The organism is Ruminococcus sp. (assembly GCF_019423705.1).
Lineage (GTDB): Bacteria > Bacillota > Clostridia > Oscillospirales > Ruminococcaceae > Hominimerdicola.
Genome location: NZ_JAHZAX010000003.1, coordinates 155,127 through 176,494, shown reverse-complemented (window position 1 = coordinate 176,494; position 21,368 = coordinate 155,127). Strand labels below are relative to the sequence as shown.

The 21,368-nt window shown below is 46.3% G+C and carries 20 protein-coding genes; 16 read left to right on the top strand and 4 right to left on the bottom strand.

Features of this window, described 5'->3' with window-relative positions; translation table 11 throughout:
• Positions 1-65: 65 nt before the first annotated feature.
• A complete protein-coding gene (gene spoIIID, locus QZ371_RS03745) occupies positions 66-338 on the bottom strand; it encodes a sporulation transcriptional regulator SpoIIID (protein WP_295209650.1) in 273 nt (90 codons plus the stop codon).
• A gap of 364 nt (positions 339-702) precedes the next feature.
• Here spoIIID and QZ371_RS03740 point away from each other — a divergent pair, with 364 nt between their 5' ends.
• The 5 genes from QZ371_RS03740 (at position 703) to QZ371_RS03720 (ending at position 5,895) form a co-directional block, all read left to right on the top strand.
• Positions 703-2,289 (top strand): MBL fold metallo-hydrolase, encoded by a 1,587-nt coding sequence (locus QZ371_RS03740; RefSeq protein ID WP_295209647.1) that lies wholly within the window; start codon positions 703-705, stop codon positions 2,287-2,289.
• Between the two features lie 128 nt (positions 2,290-2,417).
• The gene (locus QZ371_RS03735; protein WP_295209644.1) at positions 2,418-3,353 is read left to right on the top strand and encodes a uridine kinase; all 936 of its coding nucleotides are present in this window, start codon (positions 2,418-2,420) and stop codon (positions 3,351-3,353) included.
• A gap of 218 nt (positions 3,354-3,571) precedes the next feature.
• A complete protein-coding gene (locus QZ371_RS03730; protein WP_295209641.1) occupies positions 3,572-4,429 on the top strand; it encodes a pyridoxamine kinase in 858 nt (285 codons plus the stop codon).
• Between the two features lie 23 nt (positions 4,430-4,452).
• A complete protein-coding gene (locus QZ371_RS03725) occupies positions 4,453-4,968 on the top strand; it encodes a tRNA (cytidine(34)-2'-O)-methyltransferase (RefSeq protein ID WP_295209639.1) in 516 nt (171 codons plus the stop codon).
• 51 nt (positions 4,969-5,019) lie between these two features.
• Entirely contained in the window at positions 5,020-5,895 is an 876-nt protein-coding gene (locus QZ371_RS03720) for a DegV family protein (protein WP_295209636.1), read from the top strand.
• A 167-nt stretch (positions 5,896-6,062) separates the two neighbouring features.
• Here QZ371_RS03720 and QZ371_RS03715 read toward each other — a convergent pair whose 3' ends face one another.
• The gene (locus QZ371_RS03715) at positions 6,063-7,682 is read right to left on the bottom strand and encodes a cohesin domain-containing protein (protein ID WP_295209633.1); all 1,620 of its coding nucleotides are present in this window, start codon (positions 7,680-7,682) and stop codon (positions 6,063-6,065) included.
• Between the two features lie 532 nt (positions 7,683-8,214).
• Here QZ371_RS03715 and QZ371_RS03710 point away from each other — a divergent pair.
• A complete protein-coding gene (locus tag QZ371_RS03710; protein WP_295209630.1) occupies positions 8,215-9,987 on the top strand; it encodes an SH3 domain-containing protein in 1,773 nt (590 codons plus the stop codon).
• A gap of 109 nt (positions 9,988-10,096) precedes the next feature.
• Here the strand turns inward: QZ371_RS03710 and QZ371_RS03705 are convergent, their stop codons facing one another.
• Positions 10,097-10,270 carry a hypothetical protein gene (locus QZ371_RS03705; protein WP_295209627.1) on the bottom strand — a complete coding sequence of 58 codons (174 nt, stop codon included), beginning with the start codon at positions 10,268-10,270 and terminating at the stop codon, positions 10,097-10,099.
• Between the two features lie 416 nt (positions 10,271-10,686).
• On the opposite strand from QZ371_RS03705, the gene leuC reads away from it, so the two are divergent.
• The 9 genes from leuC (at position 10,687) to QZ371_RS03660 (ending at position 19,518) form a co-directional block, all read left to right on the top strand.
• Positions 10,687-11,949, top strand: a complete 1,263-nt coding sequence (gene leuC / locus QZ371_RS03700; RefSeq protein WP_295209624.1) for a 3-isopropylmalate dehydratase large subunit — start codon at positions 10,687-10,689, stop codon at positions 11,947-11,949.
• A 119-nt stretch (positions 11,950-12,068) separates the two neighbouring features.
• Positions 12,069-12,458: a hypothetical protein gene (locus QZ371_RS03695; protein ID WP_295209622.1), complete on the top strand. Its 390-nt coding sequence runs from the start codon at positions 12,069-12,071 to the stop codon at positions 12,456-12,458.
• Between the two features lie 41 nt (positions 12,459-12,499).
• Positions 12,500-12,979, top strand: a complete 480-nt coding sequence (gene leuD, locus QZ371_RS03690; RefSeq protein ID WP_295209619.1) for a 3-isopropylmalate dehydratase small subunit — start codon at positions 12,500-12,502, stop codon at positions 12,977-12,979.
• Positions 12,980-13,048: 69 nt separating this feature from the next.
• Positions 13,049-13,723: a hypothetical protein gene (locus tag QZ371_RS03685; RefSeq protein WP_295209616.1), complete on the top strand. Its 675-nt coding sequence runs from the start codon at positions 13,049-13,051 to the stop codon at positions 13,721-13,723.
• 1 nt (position 13,724) lies between these two features.
• Positions 13,725-14,807, top strand: a complete 1,083-nt coding sequence (gene leuB, locus QZ371_RS03680) for a 3-isopropylmalate dehydrogenase (RefSeq protein ID WP_295209613.1) — start codon at positions 13,725-13,727, stop codon at positions 14,805-14,807.
• Between the two features lie 56 nt (positions 14,808-14,863).
• Positions 14,864-15,865 (top strand): PP2C family serine/threonine-protein phosphatase, encoded by a 1,002-nt coding sequence (locus QZ371_RS03675; protein ID WP_295209610.1) that lies wholly within the window; start codon positions 14,864-14,866, stop codon positions 15,863-15,865.
• Positions 15,866-15,916: 51 nt separating this feature from the next.
• Entirely contained in the window at positions 15,917-17,602 is a 1,686-nt protein-coding gene (ilvB, locus tag QZ371_RS03670) for a biosynthetic-type acetolactate synthase large subunit (protein ID WP_295209607.1), read from the top strand.
• An 81-nt stretch (positions 17,603-17,683) separates the two neighbouring features.
• Positions 17,684-18,265 carry a hypothetical protein gene (locus QZ371_RS03665; RefSeq protein WP_295209604.1) on the top strand — a complete coding sequence of 194 codons (582 nt, stop codon included), beginning with the start codon at positions 17,684-17,686 and terminating at the stop codon, positions 18,263-18,265.
• Positions 18,266-18,336: 71 nt separating this feature from the next.
• Entirely contained in the window at positions 18,337-19,518 is a 1,182-nt protein-coding gene (locus QZ371_RS03660) for an AI-2E family transporter (RefSeq protein ID WP_295209600.1), read from the top strand.
• 92 nt (positions 19,519-19,610) lie between these two features.
• Here QZ371_RS03660 and QZ371_RS03655 read toward each other — a convergent pair whose 3' ends face one another.
• Positions 19,611-20,264, bottom strand: a complete 654-nt coding sequence (locus QZ371_RS03655) for an HAD family phosphatase (RefSeq protein WP_295209598.1) — start codon at positions 20,262-20,264, stop codon at positions 19,611-19,613.
• 381 nt (positions 20,265-20,645) lie between these two features.
• On the opposite strand from QZ371_RS03655, the gene QZ371_RS03650 reads away from it, so the two are divergent.
• Positions 20,646-21,302: a hypothetical protein gene (locus QZ371_RS03650; protein WP_295209596.1), complete on the top strand. Its 657-nt coding sequence runs from the start codon at positions 20,646-20,648 to the stop codon at positions 21,300-21,302.
• The last annotated feature ends 66 nt before the right edge of the window (positions 21,303-21,368 follow it).

The window sequence follows — 21,368 nt, the reverse complement described above, 5'->3', positions numbered from 1 at the left end:
TAATATAGCATAACAGAACACCGCTCAGACGAGAATGTCCGTGCGGTGTTTTTATGTTATGTGCTCTATTTTCTGACAGCCGATCTTTTGAGCTGTTCCTCATATTTATGCTTGGTAGCAATTCCGCCCCTTATGTGTCTTTCACGTTTGTTTTCCTCGAGAATTTCCTTTACGCTTTTGAAAAGCTGCGGCGAAATCTTCGGCAGACGCTCGGTAAGGTCTTTATGTACGGTCGATTTGCTTATGCCGAAAACCTTTGCGGCAGCACGCACCGTCGCCCTGTGGGAGACAACATATTCCCCCAGCTGAACGCTGCGATCTTTGTCGGATAGGATCATTATTCACACCCCATTATATCTGTATTTGCAGTAAGGCCAAGCCTTTTGCAGGATAGCCCCCAGCCAGCCGACAAACTTCTGTCTGTGGTGTTATCCTTGTAATGTATATGCTGACATTTTTCGGCGTATGAATATCGGCTGGGACTTTTTTATAGCGAAAATTTTTCGTAAGATATTTGTGAAAAGTACATAATAATTTGTCTTTAATCAATTATTTTTATGCAAAGTGCTTGAAATCGCAGGCGGAGTGTGGTATAATGTGCTTGTAGATATAAGAGAGGTGCGAAAGCAATTAGATCAATAAAAATCAAAAGCAAGACAATAAAGCGATAACGCAAATAACACATAAGGGGGAAACACTTTTATGAAAATGACTTTTATCGGCGCTGCCCACGAGGTAACGGGAAGCTGTACATATATTGAAGCCTGCGGCAAGAAATTCCTTGTTGATTTCGGAATGGAGCAGGGAATAGACTATTTTGAGAATGCAAAGATCCCCTGTCCGCCGGGGAATATTGATTTTGTGCTGCTCACTCACGCACATATCGACCATTCTGGTCTGCTGCCGTTGCTGGCGGCCGGTGGCTTTGAGGGTGATATCCACGCAACGGAAGCCACCTGCAACCTTTGCGATATAATGCTCAAGGACTCTGCACACATTCAAGAATTTGAAGCGGAGTGGAGAAGCCGTAAGGGCAAGCGTAAAGGCACAGGCGAGGTATCGCCGATGTACACAATGGCTGACGCCGAGGCGGCAATACGCTGCCTTTGCCCACACCAGTATAACGAGATCGTCGAGATAGCTGAGGGCATAAAAGTGCGCTTTATCGACGCAGGTCACCTGCTGGGTTCATCAAGCATCGAGATATGGCTGAACGAGGGCGGAGAAGAGCGCAAGCTTGTGTTCTCGGGAGATATCGGAAACCTTGACCAGCCACTCATCAGAGACCCACAGTATATCACCGAGGCGGACTATGTGGTTATGGAGTCCACCTACGGCAATCGCCGTCACGACAAGCCGAAGGACTATACAAAGCGCCTTGCGGAAGTTATACAGGAGACTTTTGACCGTGGCGGAAACCTTGTTATACCGTCATTTGCGGTGGGCAGAACGCAGGAGCTTCTTTATTTTATCAGACACATAAAGGCTGAAAATATGGTGACGGGTCACGGTGATTTCCCTGTTTATATCGACTCGCCGCTGGCTATCGAGGCCACGCAGATATTCAACAAAAACAAAAATTCCTGCTTTGATGAAGAGGCGATGTCATATGTGAACAAGGGCATTAACCCCATTACATTCAGCGGACTTAATATCGCCGTGACGAGCGATGAGTCGAGGGCAATAAACTTTATCGACACGCCGAAAGTTATAATCTCGGCAAGCGGAATGTGCGAGGCCGGCCGTATCAAGCACCATTTGAAGCACAATCTTTGGAAGCCTGAGAACACTATCCTTTTTGTTGGCTATCAAGCGCTGAACACATTGGGCAGAAGCCTTGTTGAGGGCGCAAAGACTGCGAAGCTTTTCGGCGAGGAAGTTATTGTTAGGGCGAAGATACTTGTGCTGCCGGGCATAAGCGGACACGCCGATGTTGACGGCCTTGACCGCTGGATAAAGAGTTACACTCAGCCGCCGAAAAAGGTCTTTGTCAACCACGGCGAAGATACCGTTGCGGAAGCTTACAAGGAGCATTTGCGCAATGATTTCGGGCTCAACGCCTTTGCGCCATACAGCGGTGCGGAGCTTGATATAATCACGGGCGAGTTCAAGAATACAACGCCTATAAAGATAGTGAAGAAGAGCGGAGTTTCGCCCAATTATCAGCGGCTTCTCAGCGCTCTTGACAGGCTGACCGCCCTTGTGAACAAGAGCTCGGGGCTTACAAACAAAGACCTTGCAAAGCTCACCGACACTATCAACAATGTGTGCGCAAAGTGGGACGACTGAGCATATAATGTTATGATATTCTAATGCTATAATTTATAAGGGGCAGCGGCGTGATGATGTGGTCACGCTGCTGCCTTGAAAAATTAAAAACTTCAAAATATCCAAATGTGAAAGGAACAATAGATGTAATGAAAAAGATATATGTCAATGCCATTAACAGGAAAGTCTCCATAGACGAGAGGCTTTTTGTTGAGGAGTGTGACAGAAAATATAATGAAAAGCTGGTAGAGATAGCAGACAGCATTGAGGAGAGCCGAAAGGAAACGCCTATCCTGCTGCTGGCCGGACCTTCTGGGGCAGGAAAAACCACCACGGCGCTGAAGATCGAGGAGATACTTGACAGCAGGGGCATTCACACACACACCATTTCGATGGACGATTATTTTCTGCCGTCGGATAAATTCACGGTGGCTATCGGCGAGGATGGCAAGCCCGATTATGAATCTCCCGACAGGATAGACACAAAGCTGCTTTTTGAGCATATGAACAGGATATCAAACTGCGAAGAGGTTGTTTTGCCGAAGTTTGAGTTTACTAAGCAGACAAGGCGTGACGGTACGACCCTGCGCAGAGATAAAAACGATATCGTTGTGTTCGAGGGCATACACGCACTTAATCCTGCGGTGACGGGTGCGGCTGGAGATTTCGCAAAATGTATGTACGTCAGCGTTCGCAGCAGATTGCAGCTTTCGGACGGGGAGCTTCTCCATCCCTGCTATATAAGGCTTATGCGCAGGCTTATCAGAGACGGACTTTTCAGAGGCCGAAGTGCGGCGGAAACCCTTGATATGTTCGACAGCGTTGAGGCAGGCGAGAACAAGTATATAATGCCATACAAGCACCGTGCGGAATTTTCTGTGGACACTTTCCACGCTTATGAGCCGGCGCTTTATAAGACTTATCTGCTTGAAACATTGCGCCGTGAAAGCGGAAGTTACAAGGGCTTTGAGCGCTTTCTGCCAATGCTCAAGGCGCTGGAAGAGATAAGTGCGGTGTCACTTGAAAGCGTGCCGACGAATTCACTTGCGAGGGAATTTGTGGGAGAAAGCAGTTATGAATATTAAAGTGGCGTGACTGCAATATCTTGTAGGGGAGACCTTTGGTCTCACGTTGGTTTTGAGCATTGTTTTAGAAGATCACAAGCCGTGGCGATATGCTGCGGCTTTTTGCGTGGGGCGATATGGCTTTATCAGCTTTAAAAGATTAATAGTTTTTTTATTGCATTGGTCGGCAAAGTGTGTTATAATGTAGTTTACGAGTAAAAATAAAAAGGTTGATGAATATGCAAGGTTGTAAAAAAGTTGCTTCAATACAGGATATTTCGGGACTCGGACGCTGTTCGCTGACGGTGGTCATTCCTGTGCTTTCAGCTATGGGTATACAGGTCTGCCCTGTGCCGACGGCGGTGCTTTCCGCTCATACAGGTTACAGCGAGTTCGTTATGCGTGATCTTACGGACTTTATGCAGCCTGCCCTCGAGCATTACAAAAAGCTCGATATGAAGTTCGACTGCGTTTACAGCGGATTCCTTGCTTCAAGCGAGCAGATAGACCATTGTCTTGAATTTTTCAAGGCGTTCCCGAACGCTCTCAAGGTGGTAGACCCTGTTATGGGCGACGGCGGAAAGGCTTACAAGACTTACACCAAAGAGCTTTGCAGCCGTGTCAGCGAGCTTGTTGCCGTGGCTGATATTATCACGCCGAACCTTACGGAAGCGGCTATTTTGCTTGGCGAAGAGTACCCGATGTCTTCAATGCGCAGCTCGGAGATAAAATCTTGGCTGGTGAGACTTTCAAAGCAGGGCGCAAGGATAGTCGTTATCACAAGCGTTAATCTTGCGGACGGCGGAATGTCAACAGTTGGCTATGATAAGGAAAACAACAGCTTTTGGAAGATAAAGAACGACTATGTGCCTGCCCATTATTCGGGCACAGGGGATATGTTCACAAGCGTTCTTATCGGCGGAATACTCAAGGGCGACAGCCTGCCTATCGCAATGAACAGAGCCACGGCCTTCACAGAACTGACAGTCAAGACCACATACAGCTATCAGACACCTTGGACAGACGGACTTATGCTTGAGGGTCAGCTCCCTTGGCTCACAAGCTATCAGGAGCTTCGAGATTATACAAATTTGTAATTTTATAAAATAGAGTTGATAAGATGAACAAACTTAACAGACTTAATATCGTGCTCGTGGAGCCGCAGATACCGCAGAACACGGGGAATATCTCCAGAACCTGTGCCGTGACAGGTGCGGTGCTGCACCTTGTGAAGCCATATGGCTTTGAGATAAGCGACAAAAAGCTAAAGCGTGCAGGACTTGACTACTGGGATAAGCTGGAGATACACCAGTATGAGGATATGGACGACTTTTTCGCTAAGAATAAGGGCGAGTTTTACTTTTTCACCACAAAGGGCAGAAAAGTCCATTCAGAGGTGGATTATCCCCAGGACAAAGAGGTCTACATAATTTTCGGCAGAGAGGATAAGGGCTTGCCCGAAAAGCTTTTGTATGAAAACCCCGAAAGTTGCGTGCGCATACCGATGAGGAAAACGCTCAGGAGCCTTAATCTCTCAAACTCCGTGGCGATAGCCTGCTATGAGGTGCTTAGACAATGGGATTATCCCGACCTTGGCAGAGAGGGCAAGCTCACGCAATACACTTGGGACGAGTAGAATTGCGATATACAAATACATAAAAACAAGAATTTACAGGAGGGTGAACTAATGGCAAAGATAAAATTTATCACAGATTCAGCCAGCGATATCACGGCAGAGCAGGAGGCTCAGTTTGACATCAAGATAATGAATTTCAAGGTGGCGATGGGCGACAACAGCTATGTTTCAAGAGTTGATTTCGACAACGAAAAGTTTTACAAGATGATGGACGAGTTTGACGGCATTCCTGTTACATCGCAGGTGACGGCTTTTGAATACAGTGAGGTGTTTGAGCAGCTTTATGCCGAAAAGTACACGGACGTTATCAATATTACAATAAATTCTAAGGGCTCAGCCACATTCAACAATGCAGTTATGGCGGCAAATGAGTTTTACGAGAACCACCCCGAGGCAAAGGGCGTTTTCACCATTTACAATATCGACAGCGAAAGCTATACAGGTGCATATGGCTATCCTATCCTTCAGGGTGCGATAAAGGCGGCAAAGGGCGTGCCTGCGGCTGATATTGCGGCGTTCATCGAGGATTGGGTGAAAAATTGCGTTATATTCTTTGCACCATACACGTTGAAGTATGCAAAGAAGTCTGGCAGGATCCCGTCTGCGGCGGCATTTGTTGGCGAGGTTATGGGTCTCAGACCGATTATGAGGATACACGATCACGCAATTGTGACGGAGACGAAGGTCAGAGGTGACAAGGCTATCGTGCCGAAAATCCTCGATCTGACGGTAAAGGAAATGATACCGCAGACCCCGTACAGCATTGTTTACGGCAGCGACGAGAGCGTTCGTGACGAAATGGCGCAGGCTATGACCAAAAAGGTGGGCTATCCGCCTGCTGAGTGTTTTCAGATCGGTGCGGCTATTGCGATAAACGCAGGGCCAAAGGTAACGGGCGTTATTTTCAAGGCACGTTCGGGCAAATAAAAATCATATAGCATATAATTAAAAGGCGGCATATGTCGCCTTTTTTGTGCCTTTGAGAATTTATAAACAAACAAAAAAAGAAGGAAGCCTTTTGGGGAGGCTTCCTTCTTTTCGTATTAGAGGCTAATCAAATTGAAAAATTTGTTTGATCGCTTTGATTACTTGTATTAGTCGTTCTCTTTGTCTGCGACTTTGTTGTAAATAACAGAGAAAATCGAGAAGAGAACATAGCCAGCGGCGATAACTGTCAGAACGTCCATTGTGATGGTCACGCCTGTGTTCGGGTTAGCCGTTGAGGCGTCCTGAGAAGCCTGTGAAGAGGCCTCGTCCACGATCTGCTGTATCTTTTCGGTTGCCTGCGATGAGGTGAGCTCTGCGGAGCTGTCCTCGCTGACTGTTGTTACAACTGCGTTAGCTGTCTCGGAAGTTGTTGTGTCATCATTCTGTGAAGCAGAGGTGTCCTCTGTTTCCTTAACTGTTGACTGTGAAACAGGCTTTGTTGAAACCGCCTCAGTCTCGGAAACTGTCTCGGAAGGGTTTGTCTCAGCGGCAGCTGATGTTGTTACGGCCGATGTGCTTGCAGGCTGGTCAACAGGTGTGATCTCGATAGATGTTATCTCAAATGTTGAATTTGCCTTTTGATAGTAAAGCTGGAGGTAAACAAGGTCGCTGGAAGTGTTGGGGTCAAGATTTGTGTATACCCAACTGTCTGCGCCGCCTGTTGTCTTTGCGCTCTGAGCTGTCCACTCGTTGTTGACGAGCATTCCGATTGCTCCGCTTGCGCCCTGTGACTTTACGTTGACTTTGATATTGTAATTCTTGGAATAATCTGTTATGTAGTCTGAAAGATTGAAGCCGTACTGCAAAACCGTTTCGCTGTTGAAGTCCGTGCCCTCCTGCTCGTGAGAGAAGAGAACTTCGCTTGGTGCGGCCGATGTAGTTGTATCTGCGGTAGTTGTTGTGGCAGCAGTCGTTGTAGTAGCCTTAGTTGTGGTGGTTGTAGCCTTGGTCGTGGTCGTGGCAGTTGTTTCCTTTGCAGTCTGCTTTGTGACATCTGTTGCAGTTGCAGCAGAAGTTGTTTTCTCTGTTGCCTTTGTTGTTGCGGCGGAAGTTGTCGACTTTGAAGTCTCGGACTTGCTTTCAGTCGTTGTTGTGGCTTTAGTAGTTGTTGTAGCTTTGGTAGTTGTTGCCTTTGTGGTGGTCGTAGTCGCCTTAGTGGTCGTCGTGGTCTGAGCAGCGCCGGCGCTTACTTTAAGCGGTGAAGAAGCCGACGGAGCGGAGTACGAAACGGCCTTGTAGCTGCCGCTTGCCTCTGCAACCATTGTGTCAACGTCAACCCAGTAATTGATATCGCCCGTAACGCCGTCCTTTACCTTGAAAGTTGCAAGAGCAAGGTCGGTATTTGACTTGACGTTTGAACCCGTGAGGTTTGCGCCGACGATCTTGATAGTGCCCGATGAAGCAAGATAGTTCGTGATGACAGAGAACTTGCCGCCAACATTATAAGAGCTGTCCATTTCATCGTCAGTCGGAACGTAAACTGTTACCTTTTCTGGGTCGTAATGCAGATTGATGGTGAAGCCTGCAACGCCAGTGCTGTCAGGCTCAAGGCTTGCTGTGACGTTTATGGTGTCACCGGCGTTGACATTTGCAGCGCTGGTCTTGAGCTTTATCTCATTGCCCCCCGAGGCGGAAGCCGCCGTTGAAACTATGCCCGAGAGCATTAAAAACGCCGTTGCCACGGAAAGGGCTATCTTGTTGATCTTTAGTTTTTTCATTTTCCTCATTTGTTTCCCTCCATATCTGAGATATGCAGAATTATGCAGTAAAATTACACTTTTCTGACGTTTATTTAATTCACTTAACTATTATGTCGAACACTTGTTGTCTTTAAATTGTAACATTTTCGTTTAAAAAGTTACGAAATTTGTTACTTTTGTGTATTTAGGATTATAACATATTATAATATCACTCGTCAATAGTCAAAACAGCGAAAATAAGGGCGGTTTTTTGGATATATTTTTTTGCTGGAAATTATCCGCCACAATATATATGGTCGGGCGGCGCTGAAATACGCTAAATAGGCTGTAATAACTCTGTAACCTTTTGCAAGATACTGCGAAAACGTATTTGTAAACTTTATATGAACGAAAAAACTATTGACAAACGCCGCCAAAATGTTCTATAATAAGAGTGAATTTTTGTACTTAACATAGCCAAAAGAAAAATAAAGGCAGAAAATAGTACACTTAGCAGGACATTAAAATCAATTGTGTAAAAATGTAAAAAACGGCAAAGGTCTATTCTGAGGTGAAAGAGTTGGGAATCAAAATAAAGAGAAATATAAAGCATAAAATACTTGCGTGTGCGCTGTCGGCAATGCTGGCGGTGACGTCGGCTGGGGGCTGTTTTACGGCTTCGGCGGCTTCAAGCGGCGTTTGCAATGCAGATGTGCTGAACGTCCGCAGCGGCGCAGGCACGGGATATTCAAAGACTGGTACTGTCAGCTATGGCGACGAGCTCACCATTTTGGCCGAGGTCACGGACGCTTCTGGGGCAAAGTGGTATAAAATAAGCTGCGGCTCGCTGACGGGTTATGTGTCTGCGGCTTATGTGACGGTGGGCGCTTCGTCAAGCACGGGCGCAGGGCAGTCGGACGCAGATTTTGAAAGCTATATGACAAAGCAGGGCTTTCCCGAAAGCTACAAGCCATATCTGCGGACTTTGCACAGCCAGCACCCTAAGTGGATATTCACAGCGCAGAAGCTTGGGGTGGATTGGAATACGGCGCTGAAAGAAGAGTGCATCGTCGGCCGAAACCTTGTCCATTCATCGGCGCTGGCTTCGTGGAAGTCAATGGAAAAGGGCGCATATGACTTTGACGGCGGCTATTGGTACGGGCTGGACGGCTCTTGGGTGGCGGCTTCAAAGGAAGTCATTATGTATTATATGGACCCGAGAAATTTTCTTAATGATACATACATTTTTATGTTTGAAAATCAGTCTTATAATCCGTCCTATCAGACCGAAAGCGGCGTAAAGACCATTCTTGCGGACACATTTATGAAAGGCAATTACACCTGTCCTGATACAGGGGAGGTAAAAAGCTATTCGGCAACATTTATAGACGCTGCGAAAAAGTCGGGCGTGTCCCCTTATCATCTTGCTTCAAGGTGTAGAAACGAGCAGGGCGTAAACGGCGCTCCCCAGTCGTTGGGTACTGTCAAGGGCTATGCGAATTATTTCAACTTCTTTGACGTGCAGGCCTATGCCACTTCCACAATGACAGCGGCTGAAATGGGCTGCAAATACGCAAAGACCACAAATCCTACATATCTTCTCCCTTGGACGAACCAGTATAAATCTATCGTGGGCGGCTCGATCTTCCTTGGAACTGGCTATATCACAAAGGGGCAGGATACTCTTTATTTGCAGAAATTTGATATGGTGGACGGCGGAAACGGACTTTATTATCACCAGTATATGACCTGTGTTTTCGGACAGGCAAACGAGGCTATCAGCCTTAAAAACGCCTATTCGCAGGATATTTTGAACAGCGCAATGGAGTTTAAGATACCGATATATAACAATATGCCCGACAGCCTTTGTCCGAAGCCAACAAGCAGCGGCGATAACAACAACTATCTTAAAACGCTGAGCGTTTCGGGCACGAGCATTTCTCCGAAATTTAACAAATTCACCACAAGCTACACCGCAACTGTCAGCGCTGAAACTTCCACAGCGACCATTAACGCCAGCGCTCTGGGCGGAAATGCGAAAGTTTCGGGGGCAGGCAATGTAAAGCTCAAAGAGGGCGAAAACACGGTCAAGATCGTCTGCACGGCGGCAAGCGGCGTAAAGCGCACTTATACTGTTAAGATAACACGGAAAAAAGCTTCGCAGACTTTGCAGAAAGGCGATATCAACGGCGACAAGTATCTCACGGTCGTTGACGCTCTGCTTATCCTGCGATACAGCGCAGGCAAGACCACTCTTGACAGCGCACAGCTCAGCCGTGCGGATATGAACGGCGACGGCAATGTCGACGTTGTTGACGCATTGACCCTGCTCAAGCAGATAAGCCAGAGCTGATGATCTCAAATACGACAGAGGGGCGAACATTGTTCGCCCTTGTTTGTTTTGCGTAAGGTTATGTAGGGGCGACCTTAGGTCGCCCGTGACAATGCGGCATTTTGCGATGCTACTTCATCATCATTGAAATGCCGTCCATTACGTCGCCCATTGCACGCAAAGCTTTGCCCGTGCGGCTCTTGAGCATTTTCTTTTCCCTTGATGTCGCCTCCGTTACCGCATAGACCACCGTGCCTGCTGCGATACCCATTGATACGCCTGAAATGATCGACTTCATCTTCATTTTTCTTTGCCTCCTTTTCGCTTTCTGATATTATTATCTGCCCGATCGGCGGCGATATGTCAAGCAAAGATAGTCAGAAATAATGGCAGCGCAAGCTTTGAATGAGAATATCAGCAAATTTTTTTTACAATTGTATTCAAGCGGATAAAAATATGCCCCTTGGTGATAATATTTTTGTGATGATAAAATTATGAAAACGATTATCCTGCGCTGATACGCATTTTCTGATTTTTGTGTTATGATCAAAATTTTGATAACTAAAACGTTTCATATAAATATTATTCATAGATATATAATAAATATGTATTTGCATTAATGGGAAAAAGGTGTTATAATGTTTAGGTATGAAAATATAATGGGTTTAAAAGGCGGTATTTTGAGATATTCCTTTGCCCTAATGTAAGGAGTAATCTTTTATGGGTATGACAATGACTCAGAAAATTCTGGCGGCTCACGCCGGTCTTGATGAGGTCAAGGCAGGTCAGCTTATTATGGCTAACCTCGATCTCGTTCTCGGCAACGATGTTACATCTCCTGTTGCTATCAACGAATTCAACAAAGCAGGCTTCACCAATGTTTTCGATAAAAACAAGGTGACTATGGTTATGGATCACTTTACACCTAATAAGGATATCAAGTCGGCTACACAATGCAAGACTTGCCGTGACTTTGCCTCTAAATATGATATCAAAAATTATTACGATGTGGGCGATATGGGTATCGAGCACGCTCTGCTCCCTGAAAAAGGCCTTGTAGCTCCAGGCGACTGCGTTATCGGCGCTGACTCCCACACTTGTACATACGGCGCTCTCGGCGCATTCTCAACAGGTATCGGCTCAACTGATATGTGTGCCGGTATGGCAAAGGGCAAGACTTGGTTCAAAGTTCCTGCCGCTATAAAGTTCAATATCGTGGGCAAGCTTCCTAAGTATTCCGCTGCAAAGGACGTTATCCTTCACATCATCGGAATGATCGGCGTTGACGGCGCACTTTACAAGTCAATGGAATTTACAGGCGAAGGTCTCAAGAACCTTTCTATGGAGGACAGACTTTGTATGGCCAATATGGCTATCGAGGCCGGCGCTAAGAACGGTATCTTTGAAGTTGACGATGTTACACTTGATTACATCAAGGATAAGGTAGACAGAGAATACAAGATATACAAGGCTGACGATGACGCTGAGTATGAGGCTGAATATACTATCGACCTCAGTCAGATCAAGCCGACAGTTGCATTCCCTCATCTTCCTGAGAACGCAAGAACATTTGATGATATCCCTGAGATCAAGATAGATCAGGTAGTTATCGGCTCTTGCACGAACGGAAGGATTGAGGATATCAGATGTGCGGCTGAGATACTCAAGGGCAGAAAGATAGCTAAGCACGTTAGATGTATCGTTATCCCTGCTACTCAGAAGGTATATATGCAGGCAATGAAGGAAGGTCTGCTTGAAATATTCATCAATGCAGGCTGCGCAGTTTCAACACCTACCTGCGGCCCTTGTCTTGGCGGACATATGGGCATTCTTGCAAAGGGCGAAAGAGCCGTTGCAACAACTAACAGAAACTTTGTAGGACGTATGGGTCACCCAGAGTCCGAGGTATATCTTGCTTCACCTTACGTTGCGGCAGCTTCCGCTGTAACAGGCAAGATCTCACAGCCTTCGGAAATTATGTGATGATCTGAGAGAATAAGTCCTGCGGATAAAGTTTTAGGGGATTTCTTTTTGGGGATAATTTGATATCGGAAAGAATTTGGGGCTTTCCGTGTGATGATTAGATTAGGGAGAGATACTTAATGAAAAACTATCTTAGGGAAATATTCTCAGATATACTTCTCAGCATTGTAACAAAGAAGTACGGAACTTCGCTCAATGACAGCCAGCGTGAAGAAAAGGCGGAAGAGATCATTGAGGAGCTGCGTGAGAAGAACACCTTTACCGTGGAAATGACGCAGGCGCTTATCGACAAGAAGGGATTCAATGCCTTCTATCCTTCAAATATCGGAGGAAAGCCTGTTTATGCGCTGGTCAAAGAGGGAATGTTCCACAAGGTGAAGATCTGCTATTTTATAACAAGAAACAAGGACACCATAGACGGCGATTATCTTGACCTCATTTATGAGGAACTGAGAAAGCAGGCTATCGGTGAGAATGTTTTCGGCTCGCCTGAGTTCAAGAAGGGCTGATCGCCGACGATAACAAACTTATACGAAAGGAGTTTTCAATTATGAAAGCTTGCGGAAAAGTACATAAATACGGAGATAACGTTGATACAGACGTTATTATCCCTGCGAGATACCTCAACACTCCGAATATGGAGGAGCTTGCGCAGCATTGTATGGAGGATATCGACGTTGATTTTGCAAAGAACGTTCAGAAGGGCGATATAATGGTAGCAAAGTCCAATTTCGGCTGCGGTTCGTCAAGAGAGCACGCTCCTGCCGCTATCAAGGCAAGCGGTATCTCCTGCGTTATCGCAAAGACTTTTGCGAGAATTTTTTATAGAAACGCTATCAATATCGGCTTGCCGATAATCGAGTGCGAAGAGGCTGCTGAAAAGATCGAGGACGGCGACGAAGTCGAGATCGACTTTGACAGCGGTATCATCACAAACAAGACCAAGAATGAGACATACAAGGGTCAGTCATTCCCTGAATTTCTCATCAATATCATCAACAGCAACGGTCTGCTCAATTCGCTGAAATAATAGTATACCACGTTTTTAAGGGGGATACCGCAAGGTATCGCCCTTGAACCATTTAAAGGGGTGAGGCTTATGAAACTGAAAAAAGTGTGCGCCGCATTGACGGCAGGGGTAATGCTCGTTTGTATGGCAGGCTGTTCTAAGAAAGAGGATGACAGCAGCAGTAGATTTGAATACGACGCCGATGACTTTATGCCGTTTATGGTAATGGTCGACGGCTTCAAGGTCGATCTTCTTCAAAGCGCTGCCGATATCAACAGACAGCTTGGCGGAAATTTCGCCAGGGGACTGACCGCAGGGGATAACGTTGTGCTCAAAGAGACCAGCTCCGAGGACGACGGCACGGTAACAAAGCGTACCTTCGCCTGCAACAAGCCCGAGATAAACGGGGCGAAGTTCTCCACTTTCAACGGCCTTTGGGCGAATGTTGACGAAGCAAGCATTGACGGTATAACAGAGCCAGAAAGCATTAAAGTCAAGGGTTCGGACGGGCTTTCTTACTACTGGTCGTTTTATATGGACGGCGAGGAGATAGATTACAGCGAAGTAAATTTTGAGGGAACTGACACGGCGGACACCCTTATGCAGTATCAGCTAAAGGGCAAAATGGCGGAATCATATTGCAGGCAAAAGCTCGAGGACGGCGACTGTGAGGTCGTCACCAGCATTCTTTTTATGACGGCTGAACAGCAGAGCTATTCCTGCGAGATAACAGTTTCAACATTGGATAAACAGGAGGATAAATAATATGGAAAAGAAGATAACAGTTATCAAGGGCGACGGTATCGGTCCTGAAATAGTTACAGAGGCACAGAAAGTTCTTGACAAGGTGGCAGAAAAATTCGGTCACAAGTTTGAATATACAGATATCCTTATGGGCGGCTGTTCCATCGACGCCTGCGGCGTTCCGCTGACAGATGAGGCTGTGGAGATCGCAAAGAACTCAGACGCAGTTCTGCTTGGCTCTATCGGCGGCAACACCTCAACTTCACCTTGGTATAAGCTTGCGCCAAACCTCAGACCTGAGGCCGGTCTGCTCAAGATCAGAAAAGAGCTTGGACTGTTCGCTAACCTCCGTCCTGCAAATCTTTATCCTGAGCTTAGAGAAGCTTGCCCGCTCAAGGACGATATCATCGGCGGCGGTTTCGATATGATGATTATGAGAGAGCTTACAGGCGGACTTTATTTCGGCGCAAGAAAGACAGAGACAGTCGACGGACTTGAGACGGCTGTTGATACTCTTACATATAACGAGAACGAGATCAGAAGGATCGCTAAGCGTGGCTTTGATATCGCAATGAAGAGAAGAAAGAAAGTCACAAGCGTTGATAAGGCAAACGTTCTCGATTCTTCAAGACTTTGGAGAAAGATAGTAAACGAAGTTGCAAAGGATTATCCTGAGGTAGAGCTCGAGCATATGCTGGTTGACAACTGCGCAATGCAGCTTGTAAGAGATCCTAAGCAGTTCGACGTTATCCTTACTGAGAATATGTTCGGCGATATCCTTTCCGACGAGGCTGCAATGATAAGCGGTTCACTCGGTATGCTGGCTTCTGCTTCACTTAACGATACAAAGTTCGGTATGTATGAGCCTAGCCACGGTTCTGCACCTGATATCGCAGGACAGGACAAGGCTAACCCTATCGCTACTATCCTTTCAGCTTCAATGCTTCTGAGATTCTCATTCGATATGGATAAGGAAGCTGACGCTATCGACAACGCTGTCAAGAAAGTTCTTGAAGCAGGTTACAGAACAGGCGATATTATGTCAGAGGGTATGAAGCTCGTTGGCTGCAAGGAAATGGGCAGCCTTGTGGCAGATATGATCTGATAGACAATAAAAAATCATCCTACAAATTCAAATTTTGCGAAACGGTGATCTAAGGAATGTTTTACTATATTTATGGTGCTACTGACAAGGGCAATTACCGTGAACAGAACGAGGACTGTATTTTAATAGACCACGAGGTCATCAACAGCGGCAGCTATGAATCAACTGTCGCTGCTCCTTTTATTGCGGCGGTGTGCGACGGCGTCGGCGGAGAAAACGCAGGGGAGGTGGCTTCGGAGCTTTGCCTGCGGCATTTGTCTATCCTCGAATACGGCTCGGCGGTGGATATGAAAAAAGCGCTGCTCGATGTTCACGGAAAAATAAAGAAGCAGGGCGTGCGTGCGGAAAACGCCGCCAATATGCAGACGACCCTTTGCTGCCTTGCGGTCGATGAAGAGGGCAAGAGCCTGTGCGTGAACGTTGGCGACAGCAGAATGTACCGCTATGTGAATGGCACGATAAGGCAGATATCTGTCGACCAGTCCTATGCAAGATATATGTACGAGCACGGACGTATCGACGATGTTTCAGAGCTTGAACCCCAGTATCAGAATGCGATAATATCTTCTCTCGGCAGCACGCTCAACGACCCCGATATCGCTCAGACGCCACTTGTGGCGGATTTTGGCAAAGAACCTGACGATATGATAATAATAGTATCGGACGGTGTGTCGGATTATGTTTCTGAGGAAGAAATGGTGGTGGGGCTTGGCCTTGACTTATCTTTATCGGAAAAGCTGGGGGCTATTATGGAGCTTGCGCTTACAAACGGCGGCACGGACAATGTTTCTATCGTTGGCATAAAGCCTTATCTTGACGATGAGGAGCTTAAAACGCTGACGATGAAGAAGGCCGTTGAAAAGACCGTCAGCGTGCAGGATATGCTCGATAAGAAAAACGACGTGCAGGAAGAGGAAAATGTCCCACGAGCTGACGGGGATAAGCCGTCAGAAAAGGCTGAGGACAAGCCCAGCCAGCAGGCTTTGGAGTTTGAAAAGACAGTCGACGACCTTATGCGACAGGTCAATGAAAGTCTTGACTTTTTACGGCACATATAGTATAATGTTATATTGATATAATTTATTTTTGGTATTTTGGAGGAAAGTATAATGTTACTTAACGGTTCTGACGTTATCATCGAATGTCTGCTTGAACAGGGCGTTGACACCATTTTTGGCTATCCCGGCGGCGCTGTGCTCAATATCTATGACGCTATCTACAAATATTCTGATAAGATAAACCATATTATCACCGCTCACGAGCAGGCTGCCTGCCACGCTGCTGACGGCTATTCAAGAACGACAGGCAAGACCGGCGTTGTTCTTGCAACTTCCGGCCCGGGCGCTACAAACCTTGTAACAGGTATCGCCACGGCTTATATGGATTCTATCCCTATGGTCGCTATCACGGGCAACGTTACAAGAAATCTCCTTGGTCTTGATTCGTTCCAGGAAGTGGATATCTGCGGTATCACAATGCCTATCACAAAGCATAACTATATCGTGAAAGACCCAGACCAGCTTGCTGATATCATCAGAGAAGCTTTCTATATCGCAAACGAAGGCAGAAAAGGTCCTGTACTCATTGATATCCCGAAGGATATCACAGGCGCAATGATCGAATACGAAAAGAAAGAGCCTAAGAAGATAGTAAACCACAATCCTGAGGGAATCAATGATGAGATCGCTGCTGCGGCTGAGCTTATCAAGAAGGCTGAGAAGCCTTTCATCTATGCTGGCGGCGGTGTTGTATCTGCTGACGCAACAGAGGAAATGGCTGAGTTCGCAAGAAAAGTTGACGCACCTGTTTCACTTTCTCTTATGGGTCAATGCGCACTTGACAACACTAAGGATTGCTATATCGGAATGCTCGGTATGCACGGCACAAAGACCGCTGCAATGACCCTTGAAGAGTGCGACCTTATGATCGTTCTCGGTTCAAGATTTTCCGACAGAGTGCTTTGTAATGCAAGCACTTTCGCAAAGGGCAAGAAGATAATACATATTGAGATAGACCCTGCTGAGATCGGCAAGAATATCGACGTTTACAGCCACGTTACAGGCGATGTAAAGTACATTCTTGCAAGACTTAACGAGCTGCTGCCTGATATGAAGCACCCTGAGTGGATGGCACAGGTTATGGATTGGAAAAAGCAGTATGCCCTGAGAATGGTCCCGATCGAGAGCGAGGACGAAGTTCTTCCACAGGATGTTATTGAGGAGCTTGACAGACTTACAGACGGCAAGGCTATCATCTCAACAGAGGTCGGTCAGCACCAGATGTGGGCTGCACAGTATTATAACTTCAAGTGCCCAAGAAGCTTTGCTTCCAGCGGCGGACTTGGCACAATGGGTTACGGCTTTGGCGCAGGAATGGGCGCAAAGGTTGGCAATCCCGACAGAACTGTTGTAAATATCGCAGGCGACGGAAGCTTCTTTATGAACTGCAACGAGCTTTCATCACTTGCCAAGCATAAAATTCCGCTTATCGAGCTTGTTTTTGAAAACGACGTCCTCGGAATGGTAAGACAATGGCAGAGACTTTTCTATGGCAAGAGATTTTCTCAGACAAATATAGAAAGAGGTACTGACCTTATGAAGCTCGCCGACGCATTCGGTATCGAGGGCGTAAGGATAACAAGAAAAGAAGAGATCAAGCCAATGCTGGAAAAGGCGCTGAGCTGCGGAAAGCCTTGCCTTGTGGACGTTATCATCAACAAGGATATAAACGTTCTGCCAATGGTTCCTGCCGGGGCAGATGTTTCTGAGCCGATTATGAATATCAAGCTTGACTGATAAATATATAATAAATAACAGAAATATAATAGAAGATCATAGAGGGAAAGATTTCATTTCATTTTTATGGGGGTAATCATAATGGTAAGATATCCAAATGCTGCAAGCGGCATAAAGAAAGTGTTTTTGGCAAAGGTAATAGCGATCGTAGGCGTTGTGCTGGCGTTCATACCGCTGCTGGGCATATTCCTTGGCCTTGGCTGTTCGATAGCTGCCTGCATACTCAATATTATGGGTATTATGGAAGCTTCAAAGGACGATGAGGGTTATCATAGTGCGCTGGTGTTCACAGTCGCAAGCGTTATCGTAAGCGCTATCAAGGTGTTCGTTTCAAGCGGCAGCGCTTTTGCAAAAGTGCTTTCCTATGCGGATGATATTTTCCAGATACTTGTGCTTTTCTATGTTTGCACAACAACGGCAAGACTTCTCGGCAATGCTGGCAATATGGCGCTTTCAGCTAAGGGCGACAGGGTTTGGAACATAAACAAGACCTGCCTTATCATCATCGTGGTTTGCGCCGTACTGGCTTTCATTCCGCTGGTGAATATCCTTGCGGCTCTGACTTCTATCATCGTTGCGCTGGTAATGCTTTACGCTTCGATAGTTTATTTGGTATTCCTTTATCAGAGCGGCGAATATTTGAGCCTTAACACTAATTTCTAAAAAAGTCTAAGGGCTGTACGGCGATCGGCTGTGCAGCCTTTTGTGTAATGTCCAACATTTAAGGAGACAAAATGAAATTCACAAAGAAATTCAAGGAAAACGCCCTGCTGGTCATACTTGGCGTGGCACTTTTTTGGGGGCTGACCAATTATGCAATGCTGCTGAAAGTTCTCGGCTACTGCATAAAGATCTTGAAGCCTGCCATATTCGGTGCGGTGATAGCCTTTATCCTCAATGTGCCGATGTCGGGCATTGAAAAACGGCTTTTTAAGACCCCGAAAAAGGGAAAATACAAGGGCACTGTGGAAAAGTTAAAGCGCCCTTGCTCGATCGTTTTGACGTTTTTGCTTTGCCTCGGCGTGGTGGCGCTTGTGTGCTGGCTTATTATCCCGGCGCTTATCAAGACTTTCTCGCAGCTTTCGGATGATATCCCCGTGCTTGTGAACTCAGTCTCAGACAAGCTCCGCAACAGCCCAGAGATATCCACTTGGCTTGAGCGTGTGAACCTTAACGCTGACGATATCATAAAGAAGATAACAAGCTGGCTGAAAGACGGCGTTGTCATACTCAACACGCTGAATTCAACTGTAAGCTTTGTAAGCTCCCTCTTCTCGGGCATAATAAACTTCTTCTTGGGACTTTGCTTTGCAGTTTATATGCTTTCCGCAAAAGAAAAGCTCAAAAGTCAATGCAAGCGCATCAGCACGGCGTTCCTCCACGAGGGCATTACAAGGCGCATAAGCCGCATTTGCAGACGAAGCATTGACACCTTCGGCAACTTCCTTGTGGGACAGACCACCGAAGCGATCATTCTCGGAACGATGTGCGGCGTCGGAATGGCGATATTCCGCTTCCCGAACGCCATACTCATCGCCATACTTGTTGCCTGCACGGCGCTTATCCCGATAGTGGGCGCATTTCTCGGCTATGTGGTGGGCTTCCTGCTCATCTGCGTGACGAACTTCAAGCAGGCGATACTTTTCCTCGTGTTTATGTTCATTATACAGGCTATCGAGGGCAATTTCATCTATCCGAAAGTCGTGGGCAATTCTGTGGGACTGCCGTCCCTGTGGACGCTTTTCGCCGTCACCATCGGCGGAAATATGTTCGGCATATTCGGAATGTTCATCGCCGTGCCTGTATTCTCGGTGATATACTGCACGGTTGGCGAGATAGTGAATTATCGCAATGAAAAAAGAACATCAAAGCCGACTGCGGCGGAGCTTCCCGAAAGCGAGGACGCTGACAGTTAGGGCGAAAAATCATAGACATAAAAAATGGACTTCGTGATAAAAGTGATATCACGGAGTCCGTATTAGTTTGTGAAAATTTGTATGTGCGATGGTCACATCAAGTTTTTTATAACGTCGATCACCTGCGAAAGATCATCACAGCAGGCGAAAAGCAGCTTTTTCGTATCTTCATCGGGCTGGGAAAGATCGGGTACCATCACAGGCATTGCCCCTGCGTCATAAGCCGAGCGTATGCCGTTGGGCGAATCTTCAAGAGCTATGCACTCCCTTGGTGCAAGTTCAAGAGCCTTTGCGGCGGTAAGGTAGATATCCGGCGCAGGCTTGCCGTTCGTTATCATATTGCCGCATATGACCTTATCAAATCTGTCAAAAATATTTATGGACGAAAGATACATTTTCGTCCGCTGAAGATCGGTTGCGGTGGCAACGGCAAGCTTCAAGTCGGTGGAAGCAAGATAATCAAGAAGCTCATCAAGTCCTTTTTTCTTTTCGATACCGTTCGCTTCAATGTATGCGTTCATAAGCTCAATGCGCTTGCGGCGCACTTTCTGATAATCAAAATCATCGCCGAAAATGCCTTTCAAACGTGGCTCTGCGTACTTTGCCGCAAGGGAGCGTATGCCTAAAACGTGCTCCTTTGTCATATTGAAGCCGTAAAAAGCGGCGGCCTCGCCCCAAAACCTTGTCAGAAGCTTTTCGGTATCCACCATAAGCCCGTCCATATCAAAAATTATGCCTTTGAGCATTTTTATCACAGCCTTTTTGTGTTTTTAATTTTTTATCATTGGTAATGCTATTATATCATATCGTGGGGGATTTTTCAAGATAATTATAGTCCGACAAATGTAGGGGCGACCTGCGGTCGCCCGTGGCTCGGCGGCTTTTTGTATAAAAATATTGGTCTTGTTGACCCTTTTACGAGTTTTGCACCTTTTAGGGCAAAATAAGGTCAAAATATATTGCAAAGTGCACAAATTGGGGTCTTGTCAAAATAATTTCTTTGTATATGTATATGATTCGTAATTAGAATTATATAATCCTATTGACAAATTATTTAAACGTGGTATAATAAGTTACAGTAAGAAAAGTGAAAGTAAAAGTACAAGCGGAAAGGACTGAGGACAAAAATGAACAAGAACGTTTATAGCCTTGTGCTGGCGGACGATGTTGTGGAGGCGGTGGACAGGCTGGCTTATACGCTGAACACCAGCCGTTCAAATCTTATAAATCAGATATTGGCTGAACACGTTCAGCTTCTCACCCCCGAGAAGCGAATGAGGGAGATATTCTCAAGGATAGAAGAGCTTATGGACAGCAGATTTCAGTTGCTCGATCAACCTTCGGACGCTATGATGTCCATAAAGAGCCCTTTGAAATATAAATACAAGCCTACCATAAGATACAGTATCGAGCTTTCGAGAGATTTTCACGGCAAGGTGGGCAGGCTGAAAGTTTCGTTCAGAACCCAGAGCGCACAGCTCATCTCAATGCTGGACGGATTTTTCAGACTGTGGGCAGCGCTCGAGCACAAGTATCTTGCCAAGCTTTTCACAAACGGCGTGCCTTATGAAATAGCAGAGGGGCGCTTTACAAGAGATTTTTATGCACCTTCTCAGTCGGAGCTGACCGATGAGGAGATTGCTAATGCAATAGGCGTCTATATTCAATGTATGGACAGCTGTATTCAGCTTTACTTTGATAACGCCGATGAGCCTGAAACTGCGGCTCGCAAGGTGTCGGAGGTATACACCTCTTATCTGAAAAAGGGCGTTGTCATTCTTTAACAGGCGACCATGGGTGTATTGCTCATAGTCGGCTGACAAATATAGCTTATGGATTATGCAGGGAGG

What these genes read in the sequence shown, in the direction of transcription:
- spoIIID (WP_295209650.1), bottom strand. Translation starts at nt 338, where the DNA reads ATGATCCTATCCGACAAAGATCGCAGCGTTCAGCTGGGGGAATATGTT.
- QZ371_RS03740 (WP_295209647.1), top strand. Translation starts at nt 703, where the DNA reads ATGAAAATGACTTTTATCGGCGCTGCCCACGAGGTAACGGGAAGCTGT.
- QZ371_RS03735 (WP_295209644.1), top strand. Translation starts at nt 2,418, where the DNA reads ATGAAAAAGATATATGTCAATGCCATTAACAGGAAAGTCTCCATAGAC.
- QZ371_RS03730 (WP_295209641.1), top strand. Translation starts at nt 3,572, where the DNA reads ATGCAAGGTTGTAAAAAAGTTGCTTCAATACAGGATATTTCGGGACTC.
- QZ371_RS03725 (WP_295209639.1), top strand. Translation starts at nt 4,453, where the DNA reads ATGAACAAACTTAACAGACTTAATATCGTGCTCGTGGAGCCGCAGATA.
- QZ371_RS03720 (WP_295209636.1), top strand. Translation starts at nt 5,020, where the DNA reads ATGGCAAAGATAAAATTTATCACAGATTCAGCCAGCGATATCACGGCA.
- QZ371_RS03715 (WP_295209633.1), bottom strand. Translation starts at nt 7,682, where the DNA reads ATGAGGAAAATGAAAAAACTAAAGATCAACAAGATAGCCCTTTCCGTG.
- QZ371_RS03705 (WP_295209627.1), bottom strand. Translation starts at nt 10,270, where the DNA reads ATGAAGATGAAGTCGATCATTTCAGGCGTATCAATGGGTATCGCAGCA.
- leuC (WP_295209624.1), top strand. Translation starts at nt 10,687, where the DNA reads ATGGGTATGACAATGACTCAGAAAATTCTGGCGGCTCACGCCGGTCTT.
- QZ371_RS03695 (WP_295209622.1), top strand. Translation starts at nt 12,069, where the DNA reads ATGAAAAACTATCTTAGGGAAATATTCTCAGATATACTTCTCAGCATT.
- leuD (WP_295209619.1), top strand. Translation starts at nt 12,500, where the DNA reads ATGAAAGCTTGCGGAAAAGTACATAAATACGGAGATAACGTTGATACA.
- QZ371_RS03685 (WP_295209616.1), top strand. Translation starts at nt 13,049, where the DNA reads ATGAAACTGAAAAAAGTGTGCGCCGCATTGACGGCAGGGGTAATGCTC.
- leuB (WP_295209613.1), top strand. Translation starts at nt 13,725, where the DNA reads ATGGAAAAGAAGATAACAGTTATCAAGGGCGACGGTATCGGTCCTGAA.
- QZ371_RS03675 (WP_295209610.1), top strand. Translation starts at nt 14,864, where the DNA reads ATGTTTTACTATATTTATGGTGCTACTGACAAGGGCAATTACCGTGAA.
- ilvB (WP_295209607.1), top strand. Translation starts at nt 15,917, where the DNA reads ATGTTACTTAACGGTTCTGACGTTATCATCGAATGTCTGCTTGAACAG.
- QZ371_RS03665 (WP_295209604.1), top strand. Translation starts at nt 17,684, where the DNA reads ATGGTAAGATATCCAAATGCTGCAAGCGGCATAAAGAAAGTGTTTTTG.
- QZ371_RS03660 (WP_295209600.1), top strand. Translation starts at nt 18,337, where the DNA reads ATGAAATTCACAAAGAAATTCAAGGAAAACGCCCTGCTGGTCATACTT.
- QZ371_RS03655 (WP_295209598.1), bottom strand. Translation starts at nt 20,264, where the DNA reads ATGCTCAAAGGCATAATTTTTGATATGGACGGGCTTATGGTGGATACC.
- QZ371_RS03650 (WP_295209596.1), top strand. Translation starts at nt 20,646, where the DNA reads ATGAACAAGAACGTTTATAGCCTTGTGCTGGCGGACGATGTTGTGGAG.